Below are 15,070 nucleotides of genomic sequence, written 5' to 3'. Positions count from 1 at the left end.
AGTTAAGATTATGATATCAAGATATATATTAATTCTCTTGTTGAGCTGTATGGGATGTACAATGATGTCCTGTTCATTAAACAGAGATCCGTTAGATACCTATTCAGATGTCACTGAAGGAGTAACGGAGACAGGAAAAAAAGTAGTGTTTAAAGATAAGGCAACTGTATTGAGTCATATGAAGACGCTTTATCAACAGATGAGAGACAGACAGGAACACTGGTATCTGGATCTGTTGCTGATTGCAGAATCACATGCGGACAATGCGTATGCCGGAACAACCGGAGCGGAGGTTATTCCGTTTGAGAATAATGCCATAGAAGGTTCGAACTCTGTAGTCAATCGGGACTGGAACCGGTATTTGCAGGATATAGGTCGTGCAAACCGACTTATTGTTAACATTGACAGTGTGAAGGATAATACGCTCACTGCACAGGAACGCAAGCAATACAAGGCAGAAGCGATGATTTTCAGAGCGATGATTATGTACGATATGGTACGAATATGGGGAAGCATTCCTGTGATTACGACAGAAGCAGCTGATATTACATCAGAGACACTCGAAGAGGTCTACCCGCAGTACTTTCCAAAGCAGGCTACCGAGCAGGAGGCCTATCAACAAATTGAAAAAGACTGTCTTGCTGCGCTGCAGGATGCACCTAATAGTGTTGCTTCAGACAAAACGGTGTTTTCTAAATCTGTAGCCAAGACATTGCTTGCCAAGATCTATGTTGAAAAACCGCTTCGTGATTATGCCAAAGCTATTCAGTACTGCGATGCTGTAACTGCAGACGGATTTGATCTGGTTTCTGATTTTAGCGATCTGTTTGGAATGAATGCCGGAAATACAGACGCGAAAATGCGTAATACAAAAGAATCTATTCTGGAAGCGCAGTTTTTTCCGGGGAGTGGTAACTGGGCCACCTGGATGTTTGGACGTGATCTGATCAATTACGATAATAATTTTACTTGGGCCAAGTGGGTTACACCTTCACGTGATCTGATCAAAGCTTTTCAGGAGGAGGGAGATCAAATACGGTTCAATCAGTCTGTTGTGTATTATGTAGCCAAATGGAGTAATTATTATCCGGCCAGCAATTATCCATTTATGTATAAACTGCGCTCCGCCAATAGCAGTATTATCAAATACAGATATGCAGATGTATTGCTGCTGAAGGCTGAAGCGCTGATTCAGCAGGGGAGTTCTGACTTGTCAGCTGCTGCTGAGATCATCGATCGTATTCGTGTACGCGCAGGACTGCCTAAACTTACTACAGCAGCAAAAGCATCAAAAGAAACGATGTTGACCGCTCTTCTTAAAGAAAGACGTCTGGAACTGGCTTTTGAAGGGCAACGTTGGTTTGATCTGGTCAGACTGAATAAGGTGGAAGAAGTTATGAATGCTGTATTTGCAAAAGACAGCGGACGCAAACCTCTGGTTTATCCGTTTAATACAAATTCATACCGTTTACCTGTGCCGCAGGCAGCAATTGATCAAAATCCGAATCTGGTACAAAATCCGGGATATTAATTAACTCTATCAAAGATGAACAAGTATAATAATAAGTATATGATTCTAACATTTTTGTTTTCGTGTTTGCTGACTATAAGCTCATGCAACCGCGAAAGCTACACCCCTTCCGAAGGTTCTTCTTCTGCAGAAAGCGGAGATGTCACTGTATATATAACGACCAACAATCGTAGTTATGATTTCCAAAAGGAATACAAAACATTCAGTACCAAATTTAATATGTCCCCCAATACGATTACATTGGATCCTGCCGTCAAATTTCAGACTATGGATGGATTTGGTGCGGCAATAACCGGATCCACCTGTTATAATCTGATGAAGATGAAAAAGGAAGACCGGACAGCTTTCCTGAAGGAAACATTTTCAGATAAGGAGGGTATGGGGATGAGTTACATCCGTATAGCTATCGGATGTTCAGATTTTTCATTGAGTGAATATACCTGCTGGGATACGCCCGGAATAGAAAACTTTGGACTGCAATCGGAAGAGAAAGATTATATTATTCCGGTATTAAAAGAGATACTCGCTATTAATCCCGATCTGAAAATCATAGGATCACCGTGGACAAGTCCCCGTTGGATGAAAGTAAACAATCTGACGGAGTTGAAAGCGTACAATTCATGGACAGGAGGTCAGCTTAATCCGGCGCATTATCAGAATTATGGAACGTACTTTGTCAAATGGCTACAAGCTATGGCGGCTCAGGGAATAAAAGTGGACGCGATTACGCCTCAGAATGAACCGTTGAACAAAGGTAATTCAGCTTCTTTGTATATGACCTGGGAGGAGCAGAAAGCCTTTGTAAAACAGGCGCTGGGACCACAATTGAGAGCTGCAGGTCTGCAGACAAAAATATATGCCTTCGATCATAATTATAACTATGATAATATTGCGAGTCAGAATGATTACCCGGTTAATATCTATAAAGATCAGGAAGCGGCACCTTACTTTGCCGGAGCAGCTTATCACAATTATGGCGGTAATAAATCGGAACTGCTGGATATTCATCAGCAAAGACCTGATAAAGAGTTGATCTTTACAGAGACTTCTATAGGTACATGGAATGATGGACGTAACCTGTCTACAAGGTTGATGGAAGATATGCAGGAAGTGGCATTGGGTACCGTTAATAACTGGAGCAGAGCGGTTATTGTCTGGAATCTGATGTTGGATACAGAGAAGGGACCAAACCGTGAGGGGGGATGTCAGACTTGCTATGGTGCTGTAGATATCAACTCGGCGAATTATAAAACGATTACCCGTAATTCTCATTACTACATTATCGGACATCTGTCATCGGTTGTAAAACCGGGAGCGACACGCATTGGAGCATCCGGATATACTGCTGATGGATTACAGTATTCTGCATTCCAGAATGTAGATGGCAGTTATGCTGTCGTATTATTGAATAATTCAAATGAAAACCGTGCGATTACATTCAATGACAATAAGAATCATTTCAGTTATCAGGTACCTGCAAAATCAGTGGTTTCCTATCGTTGGACTTCTAAATAACAGTAATCATGAAGAAAAGTATATTAGCGGGATTTTTATTGCTGCATAGCATAGGAATCTTTTATTCCTGTAAAAAGGATGAAAAATTAACTCCCGGGAATCCGGTGATGACGCTGAAATCAGAACTGAAAACGGCTTTATTCGGTGATAGTCTTTCTTTTGAAATACAGGTGTCTGATCCTGCTGTGCCCTTATCTACACTTAAAGCTCAACTGTATTATACAGATGATCAGGTGTCTGAAACGGTCATACGGACAAAAGATAACGGTACATATTCCGGTAAGATCTTTATCCCGTTTTACAAAAATGTACCTGATGGCACAGCGACCTTGAAACTGGTCCTGCAGAATATAAATAAGACCATTACAGAGCAATCTCTTGACCTTGTTGTGAGTCGTCCTGATTTTCCTTACCTGACTCTGATTACGGATGGGAAAGAATATAAGATGCAGAAAAAGGCAGCAAATCAATATGCTGCAACAGAGGTTTTTCCGTTTTCTGTTAAGGGGTACATCAAAGCTCCAAAAGTGGGGGCAAATGGTAATGAAATAAACTTTGGATGGGAAAGTAATGCAATAGCGCTTGGATCTACTTCGCTGATTCCTTTTTCCAACTCCTCATCAGGTACCTATACTATTGCATTTAATACCTTTAATTACGAAGCATCTCCCTTTATTATTGCTTATGCGATTAATCAGAAAGTCCTGAATCGGGTTAATGATGATAATTTCAGAACAGATCTGACCATAAACAAAGGAGATCAGGTAACTATCGATGGATTTTCGGATCTTAAAGACTGGTGGATAGATCCGGATTTCTTTACGAAAGATAGTAATGGAAAACTCACCTTTAATGCCATAAATGGTAATTATAGAATTACAGCCAATTTTCCGAATAAATATTTTATTGTCGAAGCGCTGGATGGAAGTAATTATGCTTCCCTGAAAGCAGACGGAACAGGAGCAATATGGATTATCGGAGAAGGAGTAGGGAAACCGTCTGTAGTAAATAATCAGGTTGGCTGGAATACAGATAAAGCGCTTTGCCTGGCACCAATCGGAAATAAGAGATATCAGATTACATTTAAAGGAAAGGAAACGATCAAGCTTGATAATATCAACTTTAAATTTTTCCATCAAAAGGGATGGGGTGGTGAATTTGGTGCTGCAGCTATAAAGACCTCCGGAGACCTGATTTTTATTGGTAATGGAACTAACGGAAGAGATTCCGGCAATTTGGGACTGGTGACTGGTAAAACACTGGAAGATGGAAAAACATATGTCCTGACCGTGGATGTCAGTGCAGGTAATACAGCTGCTGTGCTGACTGTGCAGGCTAAATAATTACTTTGGAATAACGAAAGTAAGGAAAAGATCCCCTGATCTGCCGGTTGGCAGATTAGGGGATCTTGTTTTTGTTAGTGTCGCTGAACTGGCTATGACTGGCTGAAGCCTCCGCTTGTCACTTTTTTAATTTGGTTTTGGTACGAGCGGCACGCTCGCACCAGCTTTGCCTTTATTATCTTAGTATGAGTAACACTCTTGCACCAGCTTTTTGCTTTCTTGTCAGCGTCTGTTGGTGTCCTCACCAACAATTTAACAAAGTTTGTTTTTGAATTTTTAAATACGCATTCCGTTATATATACTTCTGTAATTTCTTTCTTTGAGAAAAAAACACTAAATTATGCTGTTTTTACAGTATAACGATAAAATAAAAGTTTGAAATTCACCGAATTTGGTTTGGCTCCTCTATTGGAGGAGGGGCTGGACAGTATGGGTTATCTTGATGCAACTCCTATACAAGAACAGGCTATTCCTGTTATTCTCCAAGATAAAGACCTTATTGCCTGTGCGCAGACAGGTACGGGCAAAACCGCATCTTATCTCTTGCCTATATTACATAAAATTGAAGTCCGTAAATCGGAACATGTCAATACCTTGATTTTAGCTCCTACACGTGAATTAGCCTTGCAAATTGATCAGCAGATTATGGGACTTGCTTATTTCACAGGAGCAACATCTATTGCTGTATACGGTGGAGGTGACGGAATGGGATACGAGCAGCAGAAAAGAGCAATCCGGGAAGGGGTAAACATTATTGTAGCCACTCCGGGAAGATTAATTGCTCACATGACATCAGGCAAATTTGATTTTTCTAAACTGGAACATCTTATTCTCGATGAGGCTGACCGTATGTTAGATATGGGATTCTATGAAGATATTCTGCGGATTATTAGTTATTTGCCAGCCAAGCGTCAGAACTTACTTTTTTCGGCTACTATGCCTCCAAAGATCCGTTCTCTGGCCAAACAGATTCTTCATGAACCTACAGAAATAAATATAGCGATATCCAAACCTTCAGACGGCATAAAGCAACAAGCCTATCTGGTGTACGATGAACAAAAAACGGAATTGATCAAAACTATTCTCTCTGATGATAGCTACTCCAGTGTTATTATTTTTGCATCTAAGAAGGAAATTGTAAAAAGGCTGACCCATGAATTGCAAAAAAAGGGAATAGCTGCAGAAGCATTTCATTCCGATCTGGAGCAGACTCAGCGTGAAGAGGTCATGAACAAGTTTAAAGGTAAGCGTCTGAGTGTACTTGTCGGAACGGATGTGATATCAAGAGGGATTGATGTTGTGGGAATAAGTCTGGTGATCAATTATGATGTACCTCCGGATCCGGAGGATTATGTACATAGAGTAGGCCGTACTGCCAGAGCTGCCACCACAGGTACGGCTATAACGTTTATTAATACGAAAGACCAGAATCGTTTTGGCAGAATTGAAGCATTGATAGGTAATGAAATTGAAAAAATACCTTTACCTGACGGATTTTCGGAGGGACCTGTATATGACCCGAAAAGCCGGCCTGCGAAAAAGAAATTCCACCGGAAAAAGAAGCCGTTCAGGAAAGTAGCTAAGAAACAGGATTAAAAGGAATTGATAAATAAAAACACGAACTTTTACAGACATAAAAGTTCGTGTTTTTATTTATAGTCTTTAACAGAATATAAAAGATCTTACCTTCAATGTTAGTTAATAATCCAGTATTTTTATATCTGTAGGTCGATTAGCCTAATGTTGTGCTTCTGTACAGTTAATACCATCTTTACAGTTATTTACCAATTTAGTTTCTCCATAACCTTTAACAATAAGCCGGTTTCGGTCTATTCCGCGACTTACTATATAATCTACGGCAGATTGTGCTCTGTTTTGAGATAATTTTATGTTATATTTAGCTGTAGCTCTGCTGTCCGTATGGCTTTATAATTCGCTTTTAGTCCTACTTTAGATACTTCACAAATGAATATCTTGTCCTTTTTAGAGGAAATATAACTACATATTGTTGTCTAATGTTTTTTTTTCGCTGAATTCGGGATTTCTAAGTTGAGATGGTGTTATTACAAACAGTATCCAGCGTAGGAAGATGGATAAACGCAGATGTCTGTTAATAAATTTTTTGAAGGAAAGATGTCAAAAAAAACGCCTTTTAGTTTTTTTCTAAAAGGCGTTTTTTTTTAAATTTTGAAGTACTGATCGCAGGGTAATCAGACGGGTTCAGAAGTCTTCAATACATTTCTGTACGGGTAGGAATGAAAAATATGTCTTCTTGCAAAACGTCCCGGAGAATCGGCATTAATAAACTTAATATAATCGTTTTTTGCTACACCAAAATATTCATACTGACTTCCATCATGAAAAGTAATAACCAATACCTGTGCTTTCCAGTCAAAATCGGCGATAGCAGAGTTGGCTATAGTCGAAGTATATATAGGTAATTGATTTTCCAGTGTTTCCGGACAGATACTGACTAGAAAATGATATGCTTCTATCATTTCTTTACTTTTGATCTCAGCGGCTATCCTTCCCTCTTCATCGTTCACAAATTTATCCGGATGACACTCTTTCATTATCGTTCTGTAAGTCGATTTTAATGTTTTAAGATCAACCGATTTATCTACGTCCAAAAGTCTTCTGTAGTCTGCAATTTTTTTCATGGCTGCAAAGGTAGACATTCTTTAACGATAATCTGCTATTCACAAGCTAATTATCCTGTAGCATTGGTAAGTCAATGAAATAAAATACCGACAAATAAGGCTTTAATGACTACAGAAGGTTATGTTATTTTTTACTGGTAATCTGTACATATAAATCTTCTACTTTCTGTCGCGCCCAAGGTGTTTTCCGCAAAAATGTAAGAGAAGATTTCAGGCTGGGGTTTTCATTAAAGCAACGAATTGGGATACGTCTGCCCAGACCTTCCCAGCCGTCGAAATGATCAACCAGATATTCAATAATAGTATCCAGCCGGACTCCGTGTAAAGGATTATTGGGTTGCTCTTTCATAGCGTAAATGTAAGGAATATAAAAAAAATAAAAAGTATTCTTCCTTTAAGATTTGTTTATCTCAACTTGTATTTTTAAAATGTTAAAAGTTTATTAATATTAAACTTTTTTAAATATATTTATGATTACAAATAAACCTGTTACAGATATCTGGTCTTACAATGCCACTTATCTTTATGATAAATCAAATTTATGAAAGGAGGTAAACTTTTAGCGCTGTTTATGCATTAGACAGCTTGTTCTGAATTACAATTTCACAAAAAGTTGGATCTATTTTAACAGCTAAAAAGTAGTATCAATAACCTGTTAAATCTAGTTCTAAATGAAAACATCTAATTATTCCTCCGAATATGGCTATAAGGTCAATATTCAGAAAAAAAAGTTTTTTCATGGGGATTTTCCTTATTGTTACTTGCAAATACTTCTTATGCAAGTGATGGAAATCTATCCCTGATAAGATCGTCAATTACATCAAGCCTTTTGATAAAAATAATCCACTAAGAATAACTAATTCTTTAATAGGCCAGCAAGAACTCTCCGGACGTATTGTCAATGAACAGGGAGAAGCTGTTGAGTGCAGATAGTTTTATATGCTGAGTATACAGTTTATTGAAGGATAGCACTTATCTTTATTAAACTTTTAACTAATCAAATGGAAAACCTGATGTCTCCGGCTAATATCAAGGCAGTGATCTTGTCGTTGCTTATTCTGACTTTTACGTATTGGTATTATGCGAATCAACAACTGACATTCTTGAGTTTTGGGACAGCAGTATTGGGATGGATTGTTGGTATTGTCGTCGTTCTTTTATGTGCAGGTATGGTGAGATTAGCAGGTCACCTGGTTGTATCAGAGATTATTTATCCTCACCTAATATTTCGCTTTTTACAACCTTTTCTGGTTTTGCTATCGCTGTTTTGGTTAGGGTATGGAATATTTTATATCGGCAGCTTTGGCTATTCCTATCAGTTTACTGCATTATTAAAGCATTTTTTACGACTACATCTTCCTTATATAGCAGGTGTCAGTATTATTCTGGCAATTGGGTTGTCGTGGCCTTTTCACTTGCAAAAGCTAAATGTTAATGTGTTATTTTACAGTAATATAAAGTTTGCATTAGGTGTTGCCGGAGTATTTGTCGTCAGTGTTTTTTTGCTGTATTGGACTAAACTTATCAAGCAACCTGATCTGGATACAAGATTTATGTTGTACCAAACTTTAGATAATCAGTTTGATCTGGATGGGGTGGAAGTAAAGTTGCTGCTGGATGCAGGGACAGAGCATCATGCAAGTGAGCCTTATTTTTTACCGGAAAAAAAAGAGCTTATTATTAACGTGTTAGCCGAAAGTTCAAATAAAAATCCTCCGTTGCATAAAAGCTATAAAGTGGACAAAGAAGGTAAGATTATAGCAGATCTGGATATGGATACGCAATTTTCTGCCACAGATGGCCCATTTACATTTGAAAACGGATACATCAGATCAGGAAATAATAGGGAATTGACCACCTGGATATTGGACGGAAATAAGAGTTTTCGCAGTGCTAACAGTCTTTCTGCTCCTAACGAATGGAGTATTCGCATATTAACTCCCGATCAGGATCAACTTAAAACAGATCATTTTTACAAAACATCTAAAATTCAATGTGCTAATGAAGATAGTGTAAGATGGAACGGTACACGATACTATTCCGTTGCGTATGGAAGCGATACTGTGCGTTTCAAGATAGACCATGTATATAGCCATAACAGGGGAGGAGAAGAATGTGCTGAACAGAGAGTTGAATATTTTGTATGCAGAGGCATGAATTTTGATTTGATTCGATTAAACGGGCAGATATACTATACTCTAAAACAAAAACTTAAGTAATATGAGGATTTTAATTTTATTGTTACTGATATCCCTGACTGCTCAGGCGCAGAAGAAAAATGAGATAGCTGTAGGATATGCAGATACTTATGATAATCTGCCGACGATCAAATTTAAAAAATCGACAAAGGAAAAATATGACTTATGCAAGCCAGCTATAAAGCCGACTTCTTTAGTTTTGAAGGAAGAGAAAGGGAATATGCTATTGCCTACAAAGCAGGGAATCGTCAGGTTGCAGAAGTATACGGATAAGGCCAAAGAAGATTTTAAAGGTTATGAGTATTCCGGTTATTTTCCCAGATTAGGGATGTATGTGGTGAATAGTATACATGTAGCCGAGCATATAGGGTTCAGTGACAGAATACTCATAGATAGCACAAGCGGATATCAGTATGCTATTGTTTCGATCGGTGATGATGCTGTAGAAGTTCCTGTACCATCTCCTGAGAGAAATTATCTGCTGTATTATTATAATTATATATATGAAAATAACAGCTGCTTTTTGGGGGTATTGCGTGTCAATAAAACAGCTGCACCGGAAAAACTGTTATCTGAGAAGATGAGCTTTCAGACCAAAGACTGGGCAGTAGAAGAAGTCAGATGGAAAGATGACCATACTATTATCGTGAAAGCACGTGTTGTCAGTAAGGAAAATAACTCGGATAAAGTTACTTACTTATATTATCTGGCAGAATTATAGTCTTAGCTAAGAAAAATTATGCGAAAGTTTCCGATTCTCTTAAGTCTTTTATTTTTATTTATATGTGCTTCTGCAAGTACTGTAAACAACTATATACGTTTCACCAGTAAGGGCACATCTGTTAACAATCATTTGATAAATGTCAGTGCGGATACCGTATCAGATTATTATCCTTTTGAGGATAGTTCTTATGTTCTTTCTATCAGGGTTGCACTTGATCCGGATGTTGAGGATACAGTATTATACATACAAAAAGAATCAGATAATAAAACTACCGTATTATGGAAAGAACTTCTTTATCTGCCTGAATGGATTGAGTTTCGGTCTGAAGATTTCAATGGCGACGGTTTGGAAGACGTGCTTATCTATGGTGGTACCGGAGCACGGGGAGCAAATGAATTATACTATTTGTATATAAAAGATCCGCAGAAACATACTTTGGTGAAAGTCCCCGGATTTGAAGTGATACCAAATGCCCAATATCTCCCTGAATATAATGTTATTCTGAGTTATGCTTATGCCGGGAAAAACTATTATATTCTTTATAGAATTGACAAAGACAATGTTATTCATCAGTTAGGAGATGCATTTGAGGATGATCCGGAGAGTGATTCGGATGAATTTGAAAAACAAATTAAAACCATTCTGCATGTCACAAAAGAAAAATAAGGGTATTAATGCTTATCTTCTTGTTGCATTGTTATTAGTGGTGATTGTCTGGCTTATGGTCGGAATAAGTAAAGATGATGAGTTCAATGAATATCGTGTTTTCTTAAAGTACCGCCCGACTGTACAGCTCTATTTTGAATCGCCTCTAGGGATGGATGATATGCCTCCGGATTTTCCTGAAAAGCTGAAGATAAAAAAAGCCATATATGATGATTTTGTACTTACAAAACATTGGAGTGATCAGGATATATATACGATAACAGCAGAATTTATACTCCTTTTTACACTTATACTTTTGTGCATAGGTGTTCGTAAACAACTAAAAAAATAGAAGTTTCGTCCTTCTCAAACAGTCTGTTTATATCTGAGTCTCATTTTAAGATTTCTCTTAAGATATTTCTTCTAAGTCCTATTTGTTTCGTGTTTAAGTTTGTTTTGAAAAATATTTTTCAATAAAGTGATTAAAATTTACTTACTGTAGAATAGAATTCGTTGTGGAAATTTGTAATTTCACTTCAACTTAATCACAACTAATTATGAGCACTATTAAATCAACCAAACTTTTTACGGCCAGTTGTCTGGCTTTACTGGTCACGTCTCTTTCCTTTGGGATACGCGCCGGAATGATGAATCAATTAGGTGTAGATTTCCAGTTAAATGCTACACAACTCGGAACGATTACAGCTACAGCATTCTGGGGATTCCCGCTTGCTATTGTAGTCGGTGGTTTTGTAGTAGATATCATCGGAATGAAGCGTCTACTGGTCATGGCATTTTTATTCCATTTAACAGGAATTGTGTTGACCATATTCGCACAGGGATATTGGAGTTTGTTTTTCTCGACACTATTGATTGGTATTGCCAATGGAACAGTAGAAGCAGCCTGTAATCCTTTAGTTGCAGCATTGTATCCGGAAGAAAAAACGACACGTCTTAATTATTTTCATTTATGGTTTCCCGGAGGGATTGTCATAGGAACACTGTTGGTGACATTATTTGTTCATCTGGGAATAGGCTGGCAATTTCAGGTCGCCACTATGCTGATTCCAACTTTGATTTATGGTTACCTTTTCTTAAAACTTGAGTTTCCGGTAACGGAGCGCGTATCTTCCGGCTATTCTAGTGCAGATATGTACAAAGCTGTTTTCAGTCCTTTATTTTTATTCATGTTTGTCTGTATGTTTATGACCGCTATAACAGAACTATTCACGGGGCAGTGGATCAGCCTTCTGCTAAAAAATGTGACCGACAATGCCATTTTACTGTTGACAATTACAACAGGTATTATGGTAGTGGGGCGTGCTTTTGCAAAACCCATTGTAAAAAAGCTGGCTCCACAGGGAGTTTTACTGTTTTCAGCTGTTTTTGCAGCTCTCGGGTTATATCTGTTAAGTACATTGTCCGGAAATTCTGTGTTTTTTGCTGCACTTATATTTGGTATTGGGGTATGCTATTTCTGGCCTACAATGATTGGTTTTGTAGCGGAAAATATTCCTAAATCGGGGGCGCTGGGAATTAACCTTTTAGGTGGAGCTGGTATGTTTGCCGTATCTCTATATACGATTTTTATGGGTAATTTTTATGATGGTTTGATCATCAGACATTTACCAGAAGGGGCAGATCTTCAGGAATACAGTACTGCGGTGGAGGGCTCAGTGGAAGCTACTGCATTTTCAACAGCCAGGAACCTCGCCGGTCCGGAAGTACTTCAGGTGACATTGATTCTTCCTGTCGTATTGATTTTTGCATTTTCAGGACTAGTATTGTATATGAGGTATTTAAGGAAATCGCAACAGACTTCCAAAGTATAAAATATCATTTTCAGATTTATCTTAAATACGTTATGAGTAGCAGCTTTAAGAGCTCTTAGTTTTATGAAATTTATATGTGTATATATCATTCATCAGGCAAAATCACTAATTTTAGATCCATTGATAATATGCTTTGCTGACAAAGAAATGCTGATATGACCCTACACAAAAATAAACACAGAAAACTTACATCACTTTTTTGTCTGATTTTCAGTCTTTTGTTGTTTATGTCCTGTAATGATTCAAAATTGTCAAAGGAAAAAATTACAGATCTTTCATGGATAGGAGCGGATATTGCTATATCACAAAACCTTACAGATAAAAATGAGAATGAAGTCTCTGTAAAACTATTTGACAAAAATGGCGATATCATTAGTAATGATAGTGTGCAGATCAAACTTAATGGGGTAGATCTTGAGCTTCAGAAAAGACAAGGCTTATATTATACTAATGAGACCAGATATTACAGTACTGATATTCCTGTTGATAAAGGGTATCACCTGACAATAAATCTAAGTGGTAAATGGTACGCATTAGGCAGTGTCGCTCTTATTCCGAAAGTAAATGAGGAAGATATTGTTACAGATAAACAGACTGATCGGGAGAAAGATTTTCACATAAAATGGAATAATCTGAAAGAAATACATGAATTGTCCGTTTCAAAAAGTGTCCTTCTTAAGAAATCTACTCCTCTGGAGCAAATGCACGAGTATAGTGAAGAAGAAACCCATAAGATACCGGCAGATGGTAATTTTACCGTTCCGGTATCTTATTTTTCGGATTCTACATCTACAATCAGCTTCTTAATATTGAAATTTAATGCTTCAAAACAAGGAAAGGTGAATCCGGACTTACTCAAAGGAAGTCAGATCAACGTGAGTGGGGCAATTAAAAAATCGTTTGACTTTGATAATGAAGGTCCTCAGTAAGTTTCAGTCTTCAGGGATATGTCTTAATTTCCTGCCAAAGCATGTACCCGCTGGAAGTTTTTCCTGAAGTGTTTGTATAATTAATGAATACCCATTTATCATCGATTATATTCTCAAGATCGATATGTACCTTGTCACTTTTTAGGAGATAAGTCTGAAGGCGGGAATTACTTTTGGTCGCTTTATAAAAGTAAGCTTTATCTGTTTTGATCAGGTAATCTCCAGGTATTTGAGTTGTTATTTTCTGATAATTACCTTTAAAATCTGCCGGCAGATTTTCAGCAATACAATCATAAAAAACTGCGTTCAGGCTGTTCTTTTCGAAGTCAAGTTTTATTTTGCAAGAACTTTGCTCCTGTGAGGTCAGCAGGCATACATTATTTTTCAATGTACCCTGACCACTAAATGTGCCGTGTGTACCCGACGGAGTATTCCACCACGCAAATACATCTCCTGTTATTTGCGAATTATTCTTGCGGACTGCTATTGTACAGGATGCCCCGTTTTTATTGCTGAGACGATACACACCAGTCTGAGCGTCTACGGGTATCAGAATAAAACTCAAAAGGAAACTAATCAAAGTCTTCATTGTACATAATAACATTTGCAATGAAATTTTGTTCCGGAAAGAAAGAAAAAACAGATTACGGGTTGTATGAATTTAATTTATATTTTTATACCCGTACAACTAAAATATAACACATGGCATCAGGTATTTTTGCGATTTTGGATGATATAGCTGCTTTAATGGACGATGTAGCAGTAACCAGTAAAATAGCTACACAAAAAACTGCAGGAATATTAGGAGATGATCTGGCTGTCAACGCAGAAAAAGCGACAGGGTTTCTATCTTCACGCGAATTGCCCGTACTATGGGCAATCACAAAGGGATCCTTTATCAATAAACTCATAATAGTTCCCATTGCTTTGCTTCTTAATGTGTTTTTTCCGGTAGCGATTAAGTTTATACTAGTTTTGGGCGGATTTTATCTGGCTTATGAAGGAGTAGAAAAAATTATTGAATACTTTTTTCATCGATCCAAAAAAGGCCATGAAGTCATTGAAGAAAGGCAGGAGAATAATGGGGATGTTGAAAAAGCTAAAATAAAATCTGCAGTTACAACAGATTTTATTCTTTCTGTAGAGATTGTCATTATAGCCTTGGGTACAGTATTGGACAGAAGTCTGACACTGCAGATTATAACTGTTTCTGTTGTTGCTATTCTGGCTACAGTCGGGGTATATGGTATCGTTGCACTGATTGTGAGAATGGATGATGCCGGTTATAAACTCATCAAGCATTCCAACAATAAAGGTTTCTTGTCCAAAGTAGGCCAATTGCTGGTAAGTTCACTTCCGATTATTATCAAATGTCTTGCTGTAGTAGGTACGGTAGCCTTAATCCTGGTATCAGGTGGGATTTTTGTTCATAATATAGACTATTTACATCATATAGCTCCGAATGTTCCATCCATTGTAAAAGAAGTATCAATCGGATTGATAGCAGGGCTTCTCGTAGTGGCTTTAGTGACAGCGGGCAAAAAATTGTTCGGTATGTTCCGTACAGCGGATTAATTTTTTTAGTACAGCTTACTTTTTCTACTTTCTCAAAAGCTGGTGCAAGTGTGCCGCTTGTACCAAGATAGAAATGGATTTACCCCGCTTGTACCAAGATAAGTCCCGCTTGTAGAAA

14 protein-coding genes and 1 pseudogene are annotated in these 15,070 nt (G+C 37.7%); 11 read left to right on the top strand and 4 right to left on the bottom strand.

From position 1 onward, the window contains the following. Positions 1–10 precede the first annotated feature (10 nt). From B4B65_RS18210 to B4B65_RS18195, 4 genes are all read left to right on the top strand, one after another. Positions 11–1,531 (top strand): RagB/SusD family nutrient uptake outer membrane protein, encoded by a 1,521-nt coding sequence (locus tag B4B65_RS18210; RefSeq protein ID WP_293917636.1) that lies wholly within the window; start codon positions 11–13, stop codon positions 1,529–1,531. A gap of 39 nt (positions 1,532–1,570) precedes the next feature. Next, complete coding sequence (locus B4B65_RS18205; protein WP_293917634.1) at positions 1,571–3,046, top strand: glycoside hydrolase family 30 protein; 1,476 nt, start codon at positions 1,571–1,573, stop codon at positions 3,044–3,046. Between the two features lie 8 nt (positions 3,047–3,054). Next, complete coding sequence (locus tag B4B65_RS18200) at positions 3,055–4,389, top strand: DUF5125 domain-containing protein (RefSeq protein ID WP_293917632.1); 1,335 nt, start codon at positions 3,055–3,057, stop codon at positions 4,387–4,389. Positions 4,390–4,764: 375 nt separating this feature from the next. Beyond that, the gene (locus tag B4B65_RS18195; RefSeq protein WP_293917630.1) at positions 4,765–5,985 is read left to right on the top strand and encodes a DEAD/DEAH box helicase; all 1,221 of its coding nucleotides are present in this window, start codon (positions 4,765–4,767) and stop codon (positions 5,983–5,985) included. 141 nt (positions 5,986–6,126) lie between these two features. Here B4B65_RS18195 and B4B65_RS18190 read toward each other — a convergent pair. From B4B65_RS18190 to B4B65_RS18180, 3 genes and pseudogenes are all read right to left on the bottom strand, one after another. Beyond that, positions 6,127–6,315 (bottom strand): annotated as a pseudogene (locus B4B65_RS18190) (OmpA family protein); the annotation flags it as partial. A 284-nt stretch (positions 6,316–6,599) separates the two neighbouring features. Continuing rightward, positions 6,600–7,049, bottom strand: coding sequence for a KTSC domain-containing protein (locus B4B65_RS18185; RefSeq protein WP_293917628.1), 450 nt, complete (start codon positions 7,047–7,049; stop codon positions 6,600–6,602). A gap of 124 nt (positions 7,050–7,173) precedes the next feature. After that, positions 7,174–7,398, bottom strand: coding sequence for a VF530 family protein (locus tag B4B65_RS18180; protein ID WP_293917626.1), 225 nt, complete (start codon positions 7,396–7,398; stop codon positions 7,174–7,176). 652 nt (positions 7,399–8,050) lie between these two features. On the opposite strand from B4B65_RS18180, the gene B4B65_RS18175 reads away from it, so the two are divergent. The 6 genes from B4B65_RS18175 (at position 8,051) to B4B65_RS18150 (ending at position 13,377) form a co-directional block, all read left to right on the top strand. Beyond that, positions 8,051–9,268, top strand: a complete 1,218-nt coding sequence (locus B4B65_RS18175) for a hypothetical protein (RefSeq protein WP_293917624.1) — start codon at positions 8,051–8,053, stop codon at positions 9,266–9,268. Between the two features lies 1 nt (position 9,269). Next, complete coding sequence (locus B4B65_RS18170; protein ID WP_293917622.1) at positions 9,270–9,968, top strand: hypothetical protein; 699 nt, start codon at positions 9,270–9,272, stop codon at positions 9,966–9,968. A gap of 18 nt (positions 9,969–9,986) precedes the next feature. After that, a complete protein-coding gene (locus B4B65_RS18165) occupies positions 9,987–10,637 on the top strand; it encodes an XAC2610-related protein (RefSeq protein WP_293917621.1) in 651 nt (216 codons plus the stop codon). After that, on the top strand, positions 10,618–10,968 hold the full coding sequence (locus B4B65_RS18160; RefSeq protein ID WP_293917618.1) for a hypothetical protein: 351 nt from the start codon (positions 10,618–10,620) through the stop codon (positions 10,966–10,968). Before B4B65_RS18165 ends, B4B65_RS18160 begins: the two co-directional genes overlap by 20 nt. A 205-nt stretch (positions 10,969–11,173) precedes the next feature. Next, positions 11,174–12,448 carry an MFS transporter gene (locus B4B65_RS18155; RefSeq protein ID WP_293917615.1) on the top strand — a complete coding sequence of 425 codons (1,275 nt, stop codon included), beginning with the start codon at positions 11,174–11,176 and terminating at the stop codon, positions 12,446–12,448. A 248-nt stretch (positions 12,449–12,696) separates the two neighbouring features. Continuing rightward, positions 12,697–13,377 (top strand): hypothetical protein, encoded by a 681-nt coding sequence (locus tag B4B65_RS18150; RefSeq protein WP_293917613.1) that lies wholly within the window; start codon positions 12,697–12,699, stop codon positions 13,375–13,377. Between the two features lie 10 nt (positions 13,378–13,387). On the opposite strand, the gene B4B65_RS18145 is transcribed toward B4B65_RS18150, so the two are convergent. Then, the gene (locus tag B4B65_RS18145) at positions 13,388–13,966 is read right to left on the bottom strand and encodes a hypothetical protein (RefSeq protein WP_293917611.1); all 579 of its coding nucleotides are present in this window, start codon (positions 13,964–13,966) and stop codon (positions 13,388–13,390) included. A gap of 113 nt (positions 13,967–14,079) precedes the next feature. Between B4B65_RS18145 and B4B65_RS18140 the strand changes: the two genes are divergently transcribed. Then, complete coding sequence (locus B4B65_RS18140; RefSeq protein ID WP_293917609.1) at positions 14,080–14,952, top strand: DUF808 domain-containing protein; 873 nt, start codon at positions 14,080–14,082, stop codon at positions 14,950–14,952. Positions 14,953–15,070: the final 118 nt, after the last annotated feature.

This window comes from Sphingobacterium sp. UBA5789, assembly GCF_002418355.1.
In the GTDB taxonomy this organism is placed as follows: Bacteria; Bacteroidota; Bacteroidia; order Sphingobacteriales; family Sphingobacteriaceae; genus Sphingobacterium.
Note: the sequence above shows the minus strand (reverse complement) of the source record. Positions and strands in the feature narration are given on the sequence as shown.